16 protein-coding genes and 3 tRNA genes are annotated in these 19,020 nt (G+C 64.4%); 13 read left to right on the forward strand and 6 right to left on the reverse strand.

The window, feature by feature from the left end:
- On the reverse strand, positions 1-611 hold a 611-nt coding region (gene earP / locus GXB81_RS26430), incomplete at its 3' end, for an elongation factor P maturation arginine rhamnosyltransferase EarP (protein ID WP_205990750.1).
- Positions 612-820: 209 nt separating this feature from the next.
- Here earP and uvrC point away from each other — a divergent pair.
- The 5 genes from uvrC (at position 821) to GXB81_RS26455 (ending at position 4,525) form a co-directional block, all read left to right on the forward strand.
- Positions 821-3,052 carry an excinuclease ABC subunit UvrC gene (uvrC, locus tag GXB81_RS26435; protein ID WP_205990751.1) on the forward strand — a complete coding sequence of 744 codons (2,232 nt, stop codon included), beginning with the start codon at positions 821-823 and terminating at the stop codon, positions 3,050-3,052.
- Positions 3,053-3,311: 259 nt separating this feature from the next.
- A complete protein-coding gene (gene pgsA, locus GXB81_RS26440) occupies positions 3,312-3,905 on the forward strand; it encodes a CDP-diacylglycerol--glycerol-3-phosphate 3-phosphatidyltransferase (RefSeq protein ID WP_167042983.1) in 594 nt (197 codons plus the stop codon).
- A 208-nt stretch (positions 3,906-4,113) separates the two neighbouring features.
- Positions 4,114-4,189 (forward strand) — tRNA-Gly (locus tag GXB81_RS26445).
- A gap of 64 nt (positions 4,190-4,253) precedes the next feature.
- Positions 4,254-4,329: transfer RNA gene (locus tag GXB81_RS26450), tRNA-Gly, on the forward strand.
- A gap of 122 nt (positions 4,330-4,451) precedes the next feature.
- A tRNA-Cys gene (locus GXB81_RS26455) sits at positions 4,452-4,525 on the forward strand.
- A 153-nt stretch (positions 4,526-4,678) separates the two neighbouring features.
- On the opposite strand, the gene GXB81_RS26460 is transcribed toward GXB81_RS26455, so the two are convergent.
- On the reverse strand, positions 4,679-5,716 hold the full coding sequence (locus GXB81_RS26460) for a hypothetical protein (protein ID WP_241016526.1): 1,038 nt from the start codon (positions 5,714-5,716) through the stop codon (positions 4,679-4,681).
- 211 nt (positions 5,717-5,927) lie between these two features.
- Between GXB81_RS26460 and GXB81_RS26465 the strand changes: the two genes are divergently transcribed.
- The 4 genes from GXB81_RS26465 to GXB81_RS26480 all read left to right on the forward strand — a co-directional run bounded on the left by GXB81_RS26465 (position 5,928) and on the right by GXB81_RS26480 (position 9,487).
- On the forward strand, positions 5,928-6,662 hold the full coding sequence (locus GXB81_RS26465; RefSeq protein ID WP_167042987.1) for a hypothetical protein: 735 nt from the start codon (positions 5,928-5,930) through the stop codon (positions 6,660-6,662).
- Positions 6,663-6,891: 229 nt separating this feature from the next.
- Positions 6,892-7,674 (forward strand): TraB/GumN family protein, encoded by a 783-nt coding sequence (locus tag GXB81_RS26470; protein WP_205990753.1) that lies wholly within the window; start codon positions 6,892-6,894, stop codon positions 7,672-7,674.
- A gap of 144 nt (positions 7,675-7,818) precedes the next feature.
- On the forward strand, positions 7,819-8,811 hold the full coding sequence (locus tag GXB81_RS26475; protein ID WP_205990754.1) for a sensor domain-containing diguanylate cyclase: 993 nt from the start codon (positions 7,819-7,821) through the stop codon (positions 8,809-8,811).
- 166 nt (positions 8,812-8,977) lie between these two features.
- Positions 8,978-9,487 carry a GNAT family N-acetyltransferase gene (locus GXB81_RS26480; protein ID WP_167042994.1) on the forward strand — a complete coding sequence of 170 codons (510 nt, stop codon included), beginning with the start codon at positions 8,978-8,980 and terminating at the stop codon, positions 9,485-9,487.
- Between the two features lie 107 nt (positions 9,488-9,594).
- Here the strand turns inward: GXB81_RS26480 and GXB81_RS26485 are convergent, their stop codons facing one another.
- Genes GXB81_RS26485 through GXB81_RS26495 form a run of 3 tightly spaced genes read right to left on the reverse strand, consistent with a single transcriptional unit; the run spans position 9,595 to position 11,602 of the window.
- Complete coding sequence (locus GXB81_RS26485; protein WP_205990755.1) at positions 9,595-10,482, reverse strand: cytochrome c oxidase assembly protein; 888 nt, start codon at positions 10,480-10,482, stop codon at positions 9,595-9,597.
- 43 nt (positions 10,483-10,525) lie between these two features.
- On the reverse strand, positions 10,526-10,987 hold the full coding sequence (locus GXB81_RS26490) for a copper chaperone PCu(A)C (protein WP_205990756.1): 462 nt from the start codon (positions 10,985-10,987) through the stop codon (positions 10,526-10,528).
- Positions 10,988-11,002: 15 nt separating this feature from the next.
- Positions 11,003-11,602 (reverse strand): SCO family protein, encoded by a 600-nt coding sequence (locus GXB81_RS26495; protein WP_167043000.1) that lies wholly within the window; start codon positions 11,600-11,602, stop codon positions 11,003-11,005.
- Positions 11,603-12,165: 563 nt separating this feature from the next.
- Here GXB81_RS26495 and otsB point away from each other — a divergent pair.
- Together otsB and otsA are read left to right on the forward strand one after the other, a co-directional pair.
- Positions 12,166-12,915, forward strand: coding sequence for a trehalose-phosphatase (gene otsB / locus GXB81_RS26500; protein ID WP_205990759.1), 750 nt, complete (start codon positions 12,166-12,168; stop codon positions 12,913-12,915).
- 55 nt (positions 12,916-12,970) lie between these two features.
- Positions 12,971-14,425 carry an alpha,alpha-trehalose-phosphate synthase (UDP-forming) gene (otsA, locus tag GXB81_RS26505; RefSeq protein WP_167043002.1) on the forward strand — a complete coding sequence of 485 codons (1,455 nt, stop codon included), beginning with the start codon at positions 12,971-12,973 and terminating at the stop codon, positions 14,423-14,425.
- Between the two features lie 112 nt (positions 14,426-14,537).
- Here otsA and GXB81_RS26510 read toward each other — a convergent pair whose 3' ends face one another.
- Positions 14,538-16,373, reverse strand: coding sequence for an ABC transporter ATP-binding protein (locus GXB81_RS26510; RefSeq protein ID WP_167285775.1), 1,836 nt, complete (start codon positions 16,371-16,373; stop codon positions 14,538-14,540).
- Positions 16,374-17,083: 710 nt separating this feature from the next.
- On the opposite strand from GXB81_RS26510, the gene GXB81_RS26515 reads away from it, so the two are divergent.
- Both GXB81_RS26515 and GXB81_RS26520 read left to right on the forward strand, forming a co-directional pair.
- On the forward strand, positions 17,084-18,148 hold the full coding sequence (locus GXB81_RS26515; RefSeq protein ID WP_205990757.1) for a glycosyltransferase family 4 protein: 1,065 nt from the start codon (positions 17,084-17,086) through the stop codon (positions 18,146-18,148).
- 261 nt (positions 18,149-18,409) lie between these two features.
- Positions 18,410-19,020 (forward strand): hypothetical protein (locus GXB81_RS26520; protein WP_205990758.1); only part of this gene is annotated, 611 nt, incomplete at its 3' end.

Below are 19,020 nucleotides of genomic sequence, written 5' to 3' on the forward strand. Positions count from 1 at the left end.
GTGGCCGCGAGCCACCACGCGGCGCGGGCGGCCGGCGAGCCCTCGAACGCGGCGCGCGCCGCGTCGAGATCGCGCTCCTTGAGCACGCCGCCGGTGCCGGGGCCGAGTCCGGGGAAAAAGAACGTCTTGCTGAGCGCGTAACGCGGATGCGGCGACGGACGCAGATGGAAATCCGCGACCCAGTCCTCGGCACTCAGATATTCGAGGTTGAGCCAGAGCGGCGCGCGCACGCGTTCGGCCATGGCGGCGATATAGATGGGCGGCAGTTCGCAGGCGAACGCTTCGATCACGACATCGGCGACGTCGAGCGTCTCGCCCGCGTGAGCCGGCTCGTGCCAGTGCTCGATGACGATCCCGTCGAGTGTCTGCCGCGCGCGCTCGGGCGCGAGCCGTGGGCACAGCTTCTGGAACGCGTGCAGATCGTCGACGAACAGGCGCACCTGCCAGCCATGCTCGTTCGCAAGCTGACGCGCAAGACGCCAGCACACGCCGATGTCGCCGAAATTGTCGATCACCGCGCAGAAGATGTCGCAGGCGAGCGGGGCCGCCGCGGCGGACGGGGCAGTGGACGAGGCGGTGGTCGATGCGGAAGCGGGCGGGACACTGGACATGGCGGTCTGGGTCGCGGGTTCGGGTCGTGGATGCGGTCGGAACGGCTGCGGCGGGCGCTGCCGCGTCATCGCGCGGCGGGGCTCGGACGCGCGAGGAATGTTCTAAACTGGCGATTCTAAAGCCTCGTTGACGATTCGCGCGCCCGGCTCCCCGAAGGCGCGGCACGCGGCGCAAGGCTCCGCGAGACCGTCCCCATCCAAGACCCTGCATGACCGCACCCGAAGCAACCGACGCAAACGAGGCGCCCGACGCCTTCGAGCCGAAAAAAGTGCTCGCCCAGCTGCCGCATCTGCCCGGCGTCTACCGTTATTACGACACGAGCGGCGCGGTGCTCTACGTCGGCAAGGCGCGCGATCTGAAGAAGCGCGTTTCGAGCTATTTCACGAAGACGCAGCTCTCGCCGCGCATCGCGATGATGGTCACGCGCATCGCGCGCATCGAGACGACCGTGACGCGTTCCGAAGCCGAGGCGCTGCTGCTCGAAAACAATCTGATCAAGGCGCTCGCGCCGCGTTACAACATCCTGTTTCGCGACGACAAGTCGTATCCGTATCTGAAGCTGACCGGCCACAAGTTTCCGCGCATGGCGTATTACCGCGGCTCGGTCGATCGCAAGAACCAGTACTTCGGGCCGTTTCCGAGCGCGTGGGCAGTGCGCGAAAGCATTCAGATCCTGCAGCGCGTGTTCCAGTTGCGCACCTGTGAAGACTCGGTGTTCAACAACCGCACGCGGCCGTGTCTGCTGCATCAGATCGGCCGCTGCACCGCGCCGTGCGTCGCGAACATCAGCGAAGAGGATTACGCGCGAGACGTCGCCAACGCATCGCGCTTTCTGCTCGGCCGCCAGGGCGAGGTGATGAAGGAGCTCGAGCAGAAGATGCATGCGTTTGCGAGCGAGCTCAAGTTCGAGCAGGCCGCGGCGGTGCGCAACCAGATGAGTTCGCTCTCGACGGTGCTGCATCAGCAGGCGATCGAGGTCGGCAGCGACAGCGACGTCGACATTCTCGCGGTGGTTGCGCTGGGCGGGCGCGTCTGCGTGAATCTCGCGATGGTGCGCGGCGGCCGGCACCTCGGCGACAAGGCGTATTTCCCCACGCACGTGGAAAGCGCGTTGACCGCCGCCGAAGGCGGGCTCGGCGAGGACGGCGGCGAGGTGCGGGACGCTGCTTCGGACCTGCTCGCGCGCGATGGCGGCGCGGGTGAGGACGGCGAGGAGCGCGTCGGCAGCGCGGCGGCCGTCGGCGATGCCGACGCGCTTGCGCTCGCGATCGCGCGGGACATGCCCGCGGAAGACGAAGAACCCGACATCGCCGCAGAGGAAGCCGAGGACGCCGGGCAAGCCGGCGCGGCCGCCGCCTCGAAGCGCCGCAAAGGCCGCACATCCGGCGGCATCGAAGCCGAAGTTCTCGAAGCGTTCATCGCGCAGCATTACCTCGGCAATCGCGTGCCGCCTGTGCTGGTGGTCAGCCACGCGCCGGGCCGCGAACTCGTCGACGTGCTCACGGAGCAGGCGGGGCACAAGGTGAACGTGCTGCGTCAGCCGCAAGGACAGCGCCGCGCATGGCTCGCGATGGCCGAGCAGAATGCGCGGCTCGCGCTGGCCCGGCTGCTTTCCGAGCAGGGCTCGCAACAGGCTCGCACGCGCGCGCTGACCGACACGCTCGGCATGGAGTGCGACGACCTCGCGCATCTGCGCATCGAATGCTTCGACATCAGCCACACGATGGGCGAGGCGACGCAGGCGTCGTGCGTCGTCTATCACCATCACAAGATGCAGTCGTCCGAGTACCGCCGCTACAACATCACCGGCATCACGCCCGGCGACGACTACGCGGCGATGCGCCAGGTGCTCACGCGTCGTTACGAGAAGATGGTCGCGCAGGCTGCCGCGAATTCCGCTGATGAAGCCGCGCAGGCGCAAGGCGCTGCGGCCGCCGATCCGTCGCTCGCGGCCGAGGCTGCTGAGGCCACCGAGCCGGGCGCGGCGGGCGGCGTTCTGCCGACCATCGTGCTGATCGACGGCGGCAAAGGCCAGGTGGAGATCGCGCGCCAGGTGTTCACCGAGCTGGGGCTCGACACCGGCATGCTGGTCGGCGTCGCGAAGGGGGAGGGGCGCAAGGTCGGCCTCGAAACCCTGATTTTCGCCGACGGCCGCACGCCGCTCGAACTCGGCAAGGAAAGCGCCGCGCTGATGCTGGTCGCGCAGATTCGCGACGAGGCGCACCGCTTTGCGATTACCGGCATGCGCGCGAAGCGCGGCAAAACGCGGCAGACTTCGCGGCTCGAAGAGCTCGAAGGCGTCGGGGCGAAGCGGCGTCAGCGGCTGCTCGCGCGCTTCGGCGGGCTGCGCGGTGTGGTGGCCGCGAGTGTCGAGGATCTGGCGAGCGTCGAAGGCATTTCGCAGGCGCTGGCCGAGCAGATTTACCGGCAACTGCACTGAGTGCGTTGCGTCTGGTGTCTGGTGCGCGGGTCGTTTTTGTCGGGCGCGCTGTATCGCGGGCGGCGCGCGAGTGGGGGCGGGCGAAGCGAGGTGGGGACAAGGAGGGGGCGACGGGACCGGAGCGGTTCCGTTCGACTCGCGCTGGCCGGCGCAGCGCACCCCCGGCGTGGGCCGCGGCCGCCCCGGCGCCGGCTTGCTTGTGGCAGGCCCTGTGACACGGCACAATTGCAACTCACTCGTCAGACGCTGCGCCTGCCCCATGCCGTTTAATTTCCCGATATTTTTGACCTGGCTGCGGATCGTGCTGATTCCGCTCGTCGTCGGCGTGTTCTATTTGCCCGACATGATGATGAGCCCCGCGCACCGCAATCTCGCGGCCGCCACGATCTTCATTCTCGCGGCGCTCACCGACTGGTTCGACGGCTTTCTGGCCCGCAAGTGGAATCAGACCTCGGCGTTCGGCGCGTTCCTCGACCCGGTCGCCGACAAGCTCATGGTGACGGCCGCGTTGCTCGTGCTCGTGCAGCTCACGCGCATCGACTCGGCGATCGCGCTCGTGATCGTCGGACGCGAAATCGCGATCTCGGCGCTGCGCGAATGGATGGCGCAGATCGGCGCATCGAAGAGCGTCGCGGTGAATTCGCTCGGCAAGTTCAAGACCGCGTGCCAGATGGTGGCGATTCCGATGCTGCTGTTCTATGGTCCGCTGCCGTTCGGCGGCGGCATCGCGATCGACACGCGCGTGTGGGGTTTGTGGCTGATCTATCTCGCCGCGTTCCTGACGATCTGGTCGATGCTCTACTACATGAAGCTCGCGTGGCCGCAGATTCGCGAGCGTGGCGGCGTCGCGTGACAGCGTGAGCGAAGCGGAGCGCGGCCGCAAAAGTATCTTCGAACCCCGTGGAAACATGAGAGAAATCTTTTCTGTAGAAGAGATGGGCAAAAGGGGTTGACACGTTTCTGCCGGTTCTCCATAATCTCGTTTCTCCGATGCACGCAGCGCGAAACGCAGCGAAACATCGGGAAACGTAGTCAGGCAGTAGCAGTGAATGCAGTGCAACGCGGGAATAGCTCAGTTGGTAGAGCGCAACCTTGCCAAGGTTGAGGTCGCGAGTTCGAGCCTCGTTTCCCGCTCCAGTTTTTTGAAGCAATGCGTTGTTTGGCGAAGTACAAAATGTAGCGCGTTGTGAAGCAGTTCAATGCGGGAGTAGCTCAGTTGGTAGAGCGCAACCTTGCCAAGGTTGAGGTCGCGAGTTCGAGCCTCGTCTCCCGCTCCATACATCAGGGGAAGCAACGCTTCCCTTTTTGTTTGGAAGGCCGGTCGCTTGTCAGCGCTTCGGTCCTTCTGGTTCCCACCAGACAAATCTGCGAGCCTGCTTCTAGGTTCCAGTCCGCTTGTGGCGCGATAGCAAAGCGGTTATGCAGCGGCCTGCAAAGCCGTTTAGGCCGGTTCGACTCCGGCTCGCGCCTCCAGTCGTTGATGTAAAGAAAAGCCCCGACATGTCGGGGCTTTTCTTTTTTTCCGCCGCTTTTCTACCTCTCTTTTTCACCGCGCTCGCCAGCGTGTCTCCGCGCTTGCGATTGCCCGCTCGATCGCACCACGCCGGCTCGAATCGCTCAGAACACTCAGAAGTTGAGCGCGGATTTGATCGACTGCATCGCGGCGTTGTTCAGGAAATAGTAGTTCTCCTGCGGTGTGCCGCCGCCAAGCGGTACGAGCTGCAAGGTCGTGCCGTCCTTGAGAAAGTAGCCCGTGTAGATGCCGCCGTTGTACTGATAGTAGACGCGGTAATCGCTGCCGGTGCTGCCGATCGTCGCGTTGGACACCCAGGCGCGCACGCCTGCCAGCGTGACGATCTGACCATCGGCAAGCTGATAGCTCTTGCCGTCTGTCGCACTCGCATAGGGGAAGAAATTTTCGAGCGTCGATATCGTGGCCGAGCAGGGCGTCGGGTTGTTGCCCGTCGTGGCCGGGGCAACGCAGTCGTTGGTGAACAGCTCGTCGCCGACGGCATGTCGAACCACCTTGATGTAGGCAGAGCCTGTCTGCCAACTGGTCTGCTGGTTGTAGAGCGTTTGCCCGTTGATCGTATTCGTGAGCAAGCCCAGGGCGCTATTCGTGAACAGCTCGGAAGGGGAGGCGGAGATCAGGCCACTTAGCGAAACGGCGGTGTAGCTGGTGCCGAGGAGCGTGCGGACCACGGTGCTGCCGTCGGCGGCCAGGTAGTCTTCCTGGACATTGGAGCCTGCGTAGCTGACGCGGGCCTGGGCCGGAACCGCGGCGACATAAATGGCGCCGTTGACGACGAAGCGTCCGTTGCTGATCGTGGGCACCTTGAGCGTCGACGCAAGGGACGTGGTGCCGGCGGTCAGCGGCTGCGGGCCGCTCGACGGGCTTTGAGGAATGCTGGAGTCAGCGGTGAAAAAAAAGCTGCTGCTCGGGTTGACCGATACGGCGCCCGTCGAACTCGTGCTGAACGAGAGGCTCCCGTCCACGTAATGCAGTCCGCCGTTCGACGCCAGCGCAAAACTTTCGTAACTCTTTTGCGCATCGCTCAGGTTCGACGTGCTTGCGGCCGAGCCCGAATTGCCGGACGAACCGCCGCCGCATGCGGACAATAGCAATACGGGTCCCGCAATCAGAATGGCATATTTATTTACCATTCGCTTTTCATGTTCTTTCATTTATATTTTATTCTCTTTCGAATTTATGATCGGGTTGTCGGGTGCCGTTAAAGTAGCGTGGGGCGCTATTATTCTAGCGACGCTTATATAAAGTGCTCGTTGTTTTCGCGTTTTTCGTGGAAAATAATCGCGTATTCGTTCCGGATAACACGCGCATTTATGCGCCGCGCACAACTATTAAATTCGACCTATGAAGAAAATCAGAACCGTTGCCATTCTGCTGGGTTTCGTCGTGCCGTTGCAGGCATTCGCGCAATCGGCGTCCGCGCCGGACGTCAAACCCGGAGATTCGTGGACGTACGTGATAACAGTCGAAAAAGGCGCCGCGAACTGGAACCAGACGCACGACCAGGTGACGGTGCTGCGCACGACGTCGTCGCACATCTACTATGAGGCGCACCAGGCGGGCTCGACGCAGGCGCCCAAGGAACTGATCGCCGGCATGGACTGGAGCCGCGAGCGCAGCGTGAACGGCACGGAAATGGTCGTTAACCGGCCGCTGGCGTTCCCGCTGTCGCCGGGAAAAACCTGGAACATCGACTACACGGAGCAGCATCCGAACCGGGTTTTCGCTTCGCAGAAGTGGAGTTCGCAATATCGCGTGATCGGGACGGAAACCGTCGAAGTGCCGGCCGGAAAATTCCAGGCGATCAAGATCGAATCCGAGGGCGACTGGCTCGCGCAACTCGAACCGCGGCAGACCATTACACAGGCCACCCAGGTCGAGCAGGGCGATACGACCATGATGACGCACGCGCAGAAAATCGCCCCCGCGCAAGCGACGGGCCGCACCTATAAAGCGTTCTGGTATGCGCCGGAAGTCGGCCGCTGGGTGAAATCGGTGGAAGAATATTACGGCAGTAATGGTGTGCGGAGCGAGCGCTATACCAGCGAGCTTGAATCGTTTAAAAAAGGCACGCAATAATCGACGTAAAAATGTTTAAAACAGTAGCGGATTTGAATTTTATTTCGATTCAATAAAAGAGCGCAGGTTTTGATGCGCCCGCGGTTCGCGCATGGGGTGCCGTGTGAACCGCAAATCCCGATTGCGGTGGTGCGTCCGCCGTTCGCACACGCGCCTGCAAGTTGATACGCCGCTTCCGGCCTGAGCGATAAAATCGCAGCATCGTCATTGCCGCTTTCACCACGCTCGCATGTATCTACAACTCACCGGCACCAACGTGCGACTGCTCGGCTCCATGCATCTCTTTCCCGCGACGAGCCGGCGCACGCCGCCTTGGGTCGCCGAGGCCTATGACTGGGCCGAGGGGCTGATCTTCGAATCCGACGCACCGACCATCCTGCCCTTTCTGAGGGCCGGCGCGCAGCCTGGCGCCGCGCAGTTGCAACCCTCGATGAGCGCGGACGCGTGGACGCAACTGCAAGCGCTCTGGCCCGCCGAAGGGCTGCTCGCGCCGCTCGCGGAGTTGTGTCCGTGGGCTGTGTTGATCGTCGCGCCGACGCTGTTGCAGCAGGTCGTCGACGGTGTCGAGCCGCGCATGCTGCGCTCGGCGATGGCGCAGGCCAAGCCTTGCCGGTATCTCGAGACCGCGGACGAGATAGCCGCCGCGCTTGAATCGATCCCGCTGCCGGTGCTCGGTCAGGCCCTCGAGATGCTGATGGCCGATCGCGCGGAGCCGCAGCGCACGCTCGAGCGGATGTACGCCGCCTGGATCGCGGGCGACCTCGGGGCGGTGGAGCGGATCGCCGTCGAATCGCCGATGTTCAATCTGCCCGGCATCCGTCACGCGATACTCGACGTGCGCAATCGCGCATGGGCCGCGCGTCTGCACGAGCACGCCAATGCGCGCGAGCGCACGCTCGTGGTCGTCGGCGCGCTGCATCTCTGCGGTCCGGGCAATCTGCTCGAATGTCTCGCGCGGCCGGTCGAAGCGGTACGCGAGGCGGATGCACAGGAACGCGGGGACGCCGTCTGACGCGCGACTTGCAACCGGCTTCCGCTGCGCGATCGGCTACATCGGCCGGAACTTCGGGGCTCCATTGAATTCCATGCCGAATAGCACCGCTATACACTAGTCGCTACCGACTTCGATCATCACGCCGCCAGCCGGGAACATTCCATGTCCGTTGCACCGACGCCCAGCAATGAAAGCGCCCGCCTCGATGCATTGCGCGCGCTGCATATTCTCGACACGTCGCCGGAAGAGCGCTTCGATCGCCTGACCCGTCTTGCGCGCCGGCTGTTCGGCGTGCCCATTGCAGTCGTGAGTCTCGTCGATGCGAACCGGCAATGGTTCAAATCGTGCGTCGGCCTCGCGGCGAGCGAAACCTCGCGCGATGTCTCGTTTTGCGCGCACGCCATTCTCGGCGACGAAATCCTGCTGGTGCCCGACACGCTGAGCGACGAGCGTTTTCGCGACAATCCGTTCGTGATCGACGAGCCGAACATCCGTTTCTACGCGGGCTGTCCGTTGAGGGTGGCGAACGGCAGCAAGGTGGGCACGCTGTGCCTGATCGACGTGAAGCCGCGCGAGCTCGATGCCGAGGAGCGCGCATTGCTGCGCGATCTGGCGCACATGGCCGAACAGGAACTGATGGCGGTACAGCTCGCCACGCTCGACGATCTGACGCTGCTCTCCAACCGGCGCGGTTTCGAGGTGCTCGCTCAACATGCGTTGAACGTCTGCAAGCGGATGAATAAATCGGCCTCGCTGCTGTTCTTCGACCTGAACGATTTCAAGCAGATCAACGACACGCAGGGGCATGCCGAAGGCGATCGAGCGTTGCGGATTTTCGCGGACGTGCTGCGCGCCGCGCTACGCGAGAGCGACGTGATCGGGCGGCTCGGCGGCGACGAGTTCGTCGCGCTGCTGACGGGTGCCGACAGCGCGGAAACGCATGAGGTGACACGACGGCTCGCGCAGTTGCTCGACGCGCGCAATGCGCAGGCGCTGAGCGCCGAGGCGCGTGCTTATCAGATCCGCTTCAGCGTCGGCCAGGCGTCGTACGATCCCGCGCGACATGGCGCGATCGCCGAATTGCTCGCCGCCGCCGATGCCGCGATGTACAGCCATAAACAGGCTTCGAAGGCACGTACGGCACAGCGCGGCTAGAGCGCGGCGCAGTGAGCGGGAACGAGCGGGAACGAGCGGGAACGAGCGGGAACGAGCGGGAACGAGCGGGAACGAGCGGCACATGCACGCGATAGCTTGCGTTGGGCCCGCACGGCATAATTGCAGACCGTTGCCCGCGCTGTCGCGCATTTTTCGAAAGCCTCCGATGACTGATTCGCAACTCACCGCCGCCGCGCGGCTCGCCCAACTCGAATGGCGCTGGAAGCCGTTCGCGGACCTCACGAGCACCGAAGTCTACGATCTGCTGGCCGCGCGCAGCGCGGTGTTCGTGGTCGAGCAGAACTGCGTGTACGGCGATATCGACGGACTCGACATGCAAGCGTGGCATCTGCTTGCCTATGGGGCCGTCACCGGCACGGCGCTGCCGCCGCTCGCCGCTTATCTGCGCGTGTTGTTGCCCGACGCGTCGGACGCCGACGTGCGCATTGGCCGCGTGTTGACCACCGCGCCGTTTCGCGGCATCGGTCTCGGCAATGCGATGCTCGAACGCTCGCTCGGGCGGATTCGCGCGCAATGGCCAGATACGCCGATCCGTCTGCATGCGCAGGCGCATCTACAGGGTTTTTATGGCGCGTTCGGCTTCGCGCCGGTTTCGGAGATTCACGACGAAGACGGCATCCCGCACGTGTGGATGCGTTCTGCCTCCGCTGCCTGATCTGCCTGAGAATAAGCCCGTCGCACGGCGTGCGTAGACAGATGCGCGCGGCCGTCGATCCACGAACTCTCCGAGCCGGCATTCACCGCATCGCACCGCCGCGCGGATCAGCGTTGGCCGCTTGCCGTCGTCGCCGATGACGCATGCGCCAGCCCGCGCGAGCCCTTCGCGCGTGGGCTGGCACGCAGCCGTCCTCGCGCCGACAGGCGCATCCAGTGACGCAGCGCGGTCAGCGCGCCGATCACGCTCATCATCGAGCCCGGAATCCACAGCAGCAGCCCGCCGATCTGCTGATCGCGCATCGGGCTCAGCCACGTGAACGCGCGGCCGCAGATCGAATAGATCGGATACAGCTCGTGCGACGTGAAAAAGATAAAGGCGCCGAGGATGATCTGCGGCGGAATCGCGGCGATCACGACGAGCACGCGCTTGCCCGGCGACAGACGCGCGGGCGGCGCGGGGCGCGGATCGAGCACCAGACACCAGAACAGCAGCCCGTCGATCGCCATGCTCCAGTTCATCACGCGATAGAGCCGCCAGTCGAGCATCGCGACGAAATGAACCGGCGACATCAGCCAGAAGTAGATCAGCCCGACGAACAGCGTGACCGCGACGACCGGATGCATGACGACGTCGAGCACCTTGCGCACGATCGGCGTGTGCAGCGCCGGCCGTACGAAGCGCAGCCGCCAGCGCAAGGGGATGCCCGCGCGCAGCGCCGCGCCCGGATACGACAGCGCGATGAAGAACGGCCCGAGATGATGCAGCACCAGATGCTGCAGGCGGTGCATGAAGAACTCGTGCTCGAAGAAATAGTCGAGCCGCGTATGCAGCACGATATACAGTGCCACCAGCCCGAACCAGAACGACAGCTTGCGCGCGAACGACAGCCGCGCCTTGCGCGCGCCGCGCGCGAACAGGATCGCGGGGATCAGCAACGCGATCACGACGGTCGGAGAAAACTCCCAGGGATCGAGCCAGTAGAGCAGGTTCATGGCGGGGGCGATGGCGCGGTGGTCCGATGGTACGTAACGCCGCTTACTTCGTCTGGGCCGGCGACTTGACGACGAACGGCGTGGCGAGCGTTTCGCCGTCGGAGAACTTCAGCGTCAGATGGACGGTGTCGCCCGGCGCGATCTTGTGCTTCGCGTCTTCGAGCATGATGTGATAGCCGCCCGGCGCGATCGCGGCCTGGCCGTGCGCGGGCACCGTGAGCTTGTCGACCATGACCATTTTCTGTGTCGAGCCGTTCGAGACCGTTTGATGCAGCATCGCGTCGCCGTAGTCGTCGCTCGAAATATCGACGAGATCGATCGGCTTGTCGCTCGCGTTGACGAGCGTCACGTAGCCGGCCGCGGGCAGGTTGTTCGGCAGCCAGCGCACCCATGCGTTCTTGGCGCTGAGCGCGTGGGCGTCCGCCGCGTGCGCGGCCGATGCGAGGCCGAACGAGAGCGCGAGGGCGCCGGCCAGTGAAGCGAACGTTTTGAGCTTGATCGTCATGATGGGATTGAAGAATCAGGAGTGGTCGTCGATGATGCGGCGCAGGTCCTGCGCGATCGCATCGGGCGTGTCGTGATCGGTGGCGAGCAGGCGCGCGCGGCCCTCGCTGTCGAACACATACACGGCGGAACTGTGCGTGACTTCGTAGTTGCCGTTGGGGTCGCGTTTTTCCATCTGATAGGCGACGCGATAGCGCTTGGCGAGCGACTCGATCTGCCAGGCGGTGCCGGTCAGCCCTTCGGCGTGCTGCGAGTCGAAGGCGCCGACGTAGTCGTGCAGCGCTTGCGGCGTATCGCGCGCCGGATCGACGGTGATGAACAGGATGCGGACCTTCTGGGCATCGGGGCCGAGCTTGCCGAGCACCTGCATCAGACGGCCCATCGTTTCGGGACACACATCCGGGCAATGCGTGTAGCCGAAATAGACGAGCGACGTGCGGCCCTTGAACGAAGCGGCGTCGATGGGGCGGCCGTCGTCGGCGGTCAGCGTGAAGTCGAGATCGGGCAGATGGCCGGTCACGTTGGTCAGGTGCCACGGTTCGGCGCGCTGCGTGCAACCCGCGAGCGCGCCGAGCACGATCAGCGCACCCAGCGTCGTGCCCAGACTTCGCGACAACCGGCGCGCGAACGACCAGGGTTGTGGTCGGGGTCGCGAGTGGGGAAGGTCAGGCTGTGGGCGCCGGGTCGAGAGGATCGGGAACAAAGCAGGGTTCAATGACTCGATTGAAGAGCGGGCAATGCATGGGGACGACGCCAACGGTGCAGGAACGTTGCGAGCGCCATGCAGGAACATAGTCGGCACGCAGCAGCAGGCACACAGCAGGCACGTTCAGCCGCGGAAAAAAAACCGCATCGCGACTGCAACCCGCCACGCGTCATCGAGCGACATCGCTCAACGATGCAGCGGGCGAGCGTGGCTCATGTGGCTGCGACTGTAGCGCAAAATCGGCGAGGGCGTGGCTCGGCACAGCGGGCGTGCGGCTTGCGAGGCAATTTGACGCAGGCACCCGAAAGCCGCCTGAAGCCGGATCGTTTCACTTTTGAATGCAAGCGGCGCGACGGGGCCGGCTCATCGCCCGGCACGCCGGGGTTCCGGCTTACTTTCTCGAAAAATTGACTGATGCGCGGTAAGATGCGCAGACTTTTCCGGCTGCAGAAGGCTGAAAGGCGAACACAGTGATACAGGCACTTCCGGCAGTTCTGTCTCCTGGCGAGACAGCATTTTTCTTCGATTTCGACGGCACGCTCGTCGAACTCGCACCCACGCCGGACGGCGTGTTCGTGCAACCGCGCGTGATCGAACTGCTGCGCGAGCTGCGCAGCCTGACGAACGGCGCGGTCGCGGTGGTGTCGGGGCGCGGCATCGACAGCATCGACGCTTTTCTCGGCATGCCCGACTTGCCGGTGGCCGGCCTGCACGGCGCCGAGCGGCGCGATGCGAACGGCGACACCCAGCGCATCGGCTTTCACGACGAACGGCTACTGCGCATGGAGCAGGTGCTTGCGCAGGTCGTCAACGACCATCCGGGCATGCTGCTCGAAATCAAAGGCGCGGCGCTCGCGCTGCACTATCGCAACGCACCGGACCGCGAGCCGGTCGCGCGTGAGGCGACCGAGCGGCTCGTCGCCGATTACCCGGGCTCGTACGTGCTGCAGCCCGGCAAGATGGTCTACGAGATCAAACCGAAGGATGTCGACAAGGGCCGCGCGACCCGCGCGTTTCTCGACGAGCTGCCGTTCACGGGCCGCACGCCGGTATTCGCCGGCGACGATCTGACGGACGAGAAGGGCTTCGCGGTCGTCAACGAACGCGGTGGATTGTCGATCAAGGTCGGCGTCGGAGAAACGACCGCGCATGCGCGCGTCGATTCGGTGACGGCACTGCTCGACTGGCTCGAAACGATTGTCGCCGCGGCGCGCGCAACGTGATGCCGGCGCCGCATCGCTCCACGAAAACAACACATTGCCTCGGGAATCGCGCTTCATGAGCCGACTGATCATTGTTTCGAACCGGGTTGCGCCCATTTCCGAGGGCGGCCCGGCGGCGGGCGGTCTCGCGGTCGGCGTGTACGACGCGCTCAAGGAGACCGGCGGCATGTGGTTCGGCTGGAGCGGCGACGTGCTCAGCTCGGGCCAGCCGCAGATCAAGCTCGAGGAGCGCGGTCCGGTGACCTTCGCGACTGTCCCGCTGATGCGTCGCGACTACGACCAGTATTACCGCGGTTTCTCGAACGCGACGCTATGGCCCGCGTTTCACTACCGCGCCGATCTGCTGCAATACGACCGGCACGATTTCGGGGGCTATTGCCGCGTCAACGGGTGGCTCGCGCAACAGCTCGTGCCGCTATTGCGCGAAGACGACGTGATCTGGGTCCACGACTATCACCTGATTCCTTTCGCGCAGGCGTTGCGCGCGGCTGGTGTGAAGAACCGCATCGGCTTTTTCCTGCACATTCCGTTTCCGGCCTCGCAGGTGCTGCTGGCGGTGCCGCCGCATCGCGAACTCGTCGAGGCGCTCTGTTCGTTCGATCTACTCGGCTTCCAGACCGCGCCCGATCTGCGCGCGTTCTGCGACTACATCGTCAACGAAGCGGGCGGCACGGTCGACGCCTCGGCGCAGGGGCCGCTGACCGTGCATGGATTCGGCCGCACGCTGCGCGCGTCGGCGTATCCGATCGGCGTCTATCCCGACGAGATCGCGGAACTCGCGAAAGCGGGCGAGCGCGGCAAGCCGGTACGCACGATGAAGGCGACGCTGCATGCGCGCAAGCTGATCATGAGCGTGGACCGGCTCGATTATTCGAAGGGGCTCGTCGAGCGATTCCGCGCATTCGAGCGCCTGCTCGAACAGTCGGCCGCGCAGCGCAACAAGGTGTCGTTCCTGCAGATCGCCCCGCCGACGCGCGCCGACCTGCACGCTTACCAGGACATCCGGCTGCAGCTCGAAGGCGAGTCGGGGCGTATCAACGGGCGCTTCGCCGAGCTGGACTGGACGCCGATTCGCTACATTCACCGGCAGTACGAACGCCCGGTGCTGGCAGCGCTTTTTCGCGCCGCGCACGTCGGCTACGTCACACCGTTGCGCGACGGCATGAACCTGGTTGCGAAGGAATACGTATCGGCGCAGGACCCGGAGAATCCGGGCGTGCTCGTGCTGTCGCGCTTTGCCGGCGCGGCGCAGGAGCTCGACGGCGCACTGATCGTCAATCCGGTCGATATCGACGGGATGGCCGAAGCGCTCGCAAAGGCGCTCGGCATGCCGCTCGCGGAGCGCCAGGCGCGTTACCGCGACATGATTGCGCAACTGCGCGAGAACAATGTCTCGGTGTGGCGCGACAACTTCATGCGCGATCTGCAGAACGTGAATGGCGCGACGCGCGCTAAGAGCGGGAAGGTGGTTGCGAAGAAGAGGGCGGCGCGCGAAGGCGTGGCCGGTTAGATTCGATAACGCAATCCGATGCGCTCAGACCAACAAAAAAGCCGCTCGATAGAGCGGCTTTTTTGTTGGCGAGGCGCCGTGGCGTAACGTGACGCGGACGGCTGCGGATGCGTCAGGCCACGTGCTGCTCGTCGATTTTCTTGCCGCCGATATGCAGCGTTTGGCCCTTGCCGTACTGCTTCGCGAGCAGGTCGCGATAGAGGCCTGGGCGCTGGCGCAGTTCTTCCGGGCTGCCGTCGTCGATGACCTTGCCGGTGCTCATCACGATGATCCGGTCGAAGTTGTTCAGCGTCGACAGCCGGTGCGCGATCGCGATCACGGTGCGGCCGACCATCAGCCGGTCGAGCGCTTTCTGGATCGCTTCCTCGGATGCGCTGTCGAGCGCCGAGGTCGCTTCGTCGAGCAGCAGGATCGGCGCGTTCTTGAGGATCGCGCGCGCGATCGCGATGCGCTGGCGCTGGCCGCCCGAGAGCTTCACGCCGCGGTCGCCGACGATCGTGTCGTAGCCTTCCGGCATCGCCTCGATAAAGTCCGCGCAACGCGCCTCGCGCGCGGCGGCGAGCACTTCCTCGCGGCTCGCTTCGGGGCGCCCGTACGCGATGTTCTCGTACACCGAGCGATGGAACAGCGAAATATCCTGCGGCACCAGCGCAATGGCGTGGCGCAGGCTGTCCTGGGTGATCGAGGCGATGTCCTGGCCGTCGATCCTGATCGCGCCGCCCTGGGTTTCATAGAAACGCTGCAGCAGCGCGAGCACGGTCGACTTGCCAGCGCCCGACTTGCCGATCAGGCCGACGCGCTGGCCCGGTTCGATATTGAGGTCGAAGTGATCGAGAATCGGCCGGCGGCGCGGGTAGGCGAACGTGACGCTGTCGAATGTGACGCGGCCGCCTTGCGGCACGAGTTCGGTGGCGTCGTCGCGATCGGGCATGCCGTGCGGTTCGAGCAGCGTGCGCACGGCTTCCGCGAGCCGCGCGATGTGCTGCGTGACGTCGACGAGCGCGACTGCCAGGTCGCGCGTGCCGTGCAGAATCGTGAAGCCGAGCGAGCTGACGAGCACGATGTCGCCGGACGTCGCCTTGCCTTGGTCCCACAGCCACAGCGCCCAGCCGAGCAGACCCGCCGAGAGCAGCGCCGTAATTACCGCGTGCAGCAGGCGCAGCTTTTCGAGGTAGAGCAGGCTTTGCTCGCGCGCTTCCAGTTCCGACTTGACCGTCGCGGCGAAGCGCCGCTGCTCGCGAAACGTCATGCCGAACGCGCGCACGAGCCCCATGTTGCTGATCACGTCGACGAGCTCGCCGTCTACCGACGCTGCCTTCGTCGCGAAATGGTGATGACGCGCGGAGCCGCGCCCCGCGAGCTTGTACAGCACGACCGAGAGGATTGCGGAGCACAGCATCAGGCCGGCCGCCATCAGCGGATTGACCGCGATGATCATCACGATGGCGCCGAGCACCGCGATGCACGGCGGCAGCACGTTCCAGGCGGTGGTGTTTTCGGCGGTGTAGACCGCGTTCGAGGTGGCGGTGATGCGGCTCGCGAGCATGCCGGGCTGCTTTTCGGCGTAGTAGGTCGGCGAGTGTCCGCTCAGATACTGGAACAGGTCGCGCCGCAAATCGCCGGTCACGGCGACGAACGTATGCGCGGCGACCCAGCCGCCGACCCGCCACAGCAGGTTGTCGGCCGCGATCAGCCCGACGAGGATCGCGAATGCCCCCCACAGCGGGCCGGGATGGTGGCGGCCTTCGCCGAGCACGTCGATCAGATGCTTGATCGCGTATTGCGAGGCGAGCGCACAGCCCACGGCCGCAAACACGCTGCACAGCACGATCGCATGCGCGAGCGGGTGGCGACGGATAAAGCGGAAGAGAAACGCAAGCGGCCGGTGCGCATAGCTCGCGAGCTTTGCGTTCTGGGCGTTACGCTGGGCGATGGTCAAGTGTTCCAATTGAGAATTGAGCTGAGGTCGATGTGTTGCGGGTTGTGCCTGCAAAGCGCGGGCCACACGGAAAAACATGGCCCTGCGCGAAGCCGATGCTTCGCATTGTAAACATGCAAAAGCGATTGCGCCCTGTGAATCCGGGCATTGGCGCGATTGATTTCGCGATGGACCTCCGCGATCTGCCATGTCTCGGACCGGCAGCGAGCCGGCGTTGCACGCAGGTTGCGGACAATTTCGGGATATAATTACAGATTGCATTCAGTCGCGCCGCGGCATTTCTTCGGTGGCCGCCGGCAAGATTGACGCAGAGAGCTTACAGACATCGCAAACGCGAGTGACCGAAAACCTGCTGTCACTCTAGAACTGTCTTATAAAACATGGGTTTGCAAAGTGTTTCGCGTTTGTAACAACGTAAAGACTTTGAAATGTTGTGCTGCGGCAAGAATGGCAGCGCCGATAATGCGTGCTCGTCGGCCCGGCAACGCTTAGGACGGTTTTTTAACAGTTTGTCAACGTAGGTGTCGCGTGCGCGTTTACTCGCACATGCGCGGACGGTGATGCACTGGTCTGGGCTCATTACCAAGCGATTCATCGCAGGATTCCTCGAAAGAATCAGGCCCGCGCCGGCATGTCCGGCCAGATGGCCCTGGCGAGCAAGCGAGTCGCTTTTTCCAATCGCAGTACTTTGCCTGATTTTTTACTAGGAGTTCGTCATTATGCGAATCGCTCAAATCGCTCCGTTGCACGAGGCGGTTCCTCCCAAGCTGTATGGTGGTACGGAACGCGTGGTGTCCTATCTGACTGAAGCGCTGGTCGAGCAGGGCCACGATGTCACGCTTTTTGCGAGCGGCGATTCGCAAACCTCGGCGAAGCTCGAAGCCTTCTGGCCGCAGGCGCTGCGCCTCGATCCGACGATCCGCGACGTGATGGCGCCGCACATGCTGCTGCTCGAAGAAGTGTGCCGCCGCGCGGACGAATTCGACGTGCTGCATTTCCACATCGACTATTACCCGTTCTCGCTGTTCGCGCGTCAGCCGGTGCCGTTCGTGACCACGATGCACGGCCGTCTCGATCTGCCGGAACTGCAGCCCATCTTCAACACGTTCAGCGACGTGCCGGTCGTGTCGATCTCCGATAACCAGCGCCTCCCGCTGCAACAGGCGAACTGGCTGCAAACCGTCTACCACGGCCTGCCGGAAGACGTGCTCACGCCGATCCCCGACGTCGAACCGGGCTACCTCGCATTCCTCGGCCGCGTCTCGCCGGAGAAGGGTCTCGACCGCGCGATCCGTATCGCTGGCCAGGCTGGCATGAAGCTCAAGGTCGCCGCCAAGATCGACAAGGCCGACCGTGCCTATTACGAAGAAGTGATCAAGCCGCTGATGGCGCTCCCGCACGTCGAGTACATCGGCGAAATCGGCGAAGCCGAAAAGCGTGAGTTCCTCGGCAACGCGCATGCGCTGGTGTTCCCGATCGACTGGCCGGAGCCGTTCGGTCTCGTGATGATCGAGGCGATGGCCTGCGGCACGCCGGTGATCGCGTTCAATCGCGGTTCGGTGCCGGAAGTGATCGAAAACGGCGTGTCGGGTTTCGTCGTCGAAGACGAAATCAGCGCGGTCGCGGCCCTCAAGCGTCTGCACATGCTGCCGCGCGCTGGCGTGCGCAAGGCGTTCGAAGCCCGCTTCTCGTCGAAGGTCATGGCGCGGAACTACGTCGCCACGTACGAAGAGCTGCTGCGCCGCAAGCATCGCACGGTGCTGCGCGAAGCCAACGCCGGCTGATCGTTCGAGCCGCGACGCTTGACTCGCTGTAGATAAAACCCGGCGGCAGGACACGCTTCGCGCTGCCTGTCGCCCTCCGCAACGCCCCGTCGGCACCGTGCCGACGGGGCGTTGTTGCATACGCGCCGCGTTTTTTGCCGTTGAGTGACCCAAAATGCGGTTTTCCGCGCGGCGCGAACGAGCCACTCTCGGTAATATCCCTATAATTGCCGTGCCGCAAATTGGGCTGCGGCGCCGCCGACGACAGGACAGGAGGATGCCTTGGCGAGAACGAAAGAGACGCGCGCGAATGCTGCGCCCGGCGCCGGAACGATTTTCACGTTGCGCGCCATCGGTCTCGTGCTCGCTGCCCGCTGGCTTTTCTCGATGTCGCAGATGGACCTCACAGCCGCTGTGACGTCGATGGCGTCCTCGCCGTGGGCGTGCATCAACCTCGTTTTCCTGTTCCTGCTGATCTTCCTGCCGGGCGCGCGCGCCGTCGCCGAGCGTCCGTTCCATCCGCTGCCGCAATGGCTGCGTCAGGCCTTGCGCCTGTTCGCCTTGCTCGGTTTCCTGTTCGCCGCGTGGTCGGTCGGCGCGTTCGTCGCGAGTGCCGGCTGGCGGCGCGCGTTGCAGGCGGTCGCGGCGACCAATGGCTGGCTGCTTGCCGCGCCGGTGCTTTATGCGGCCGTGATCTGGATCTGCCGGCCCTTGCCGCTGTGGCGCACCAATGTCGCCGCGCGGCGCTTCGCGATTGGCCGCTATGCGGTGTCGCTCGATCCGGCGACGCGCACCGTCGTCGTCTGGGCGGAGCGGCGCAAGGTCGGGCAGTACGACGCGCGCGAGCTGTCCGTGCGCTGGGCGAGCGGGGCGCCTATCCGCGCGACGCCGGC

This window comes from Paraburkholderia sp. Ac-20336 (assembly GCF_017105025.1).
Lineage (GTDB): Bacteria > Pseudomonadota > Gammaproteobacteria > Burkholderiales > Burkholderiaceae > Paraburkholderia.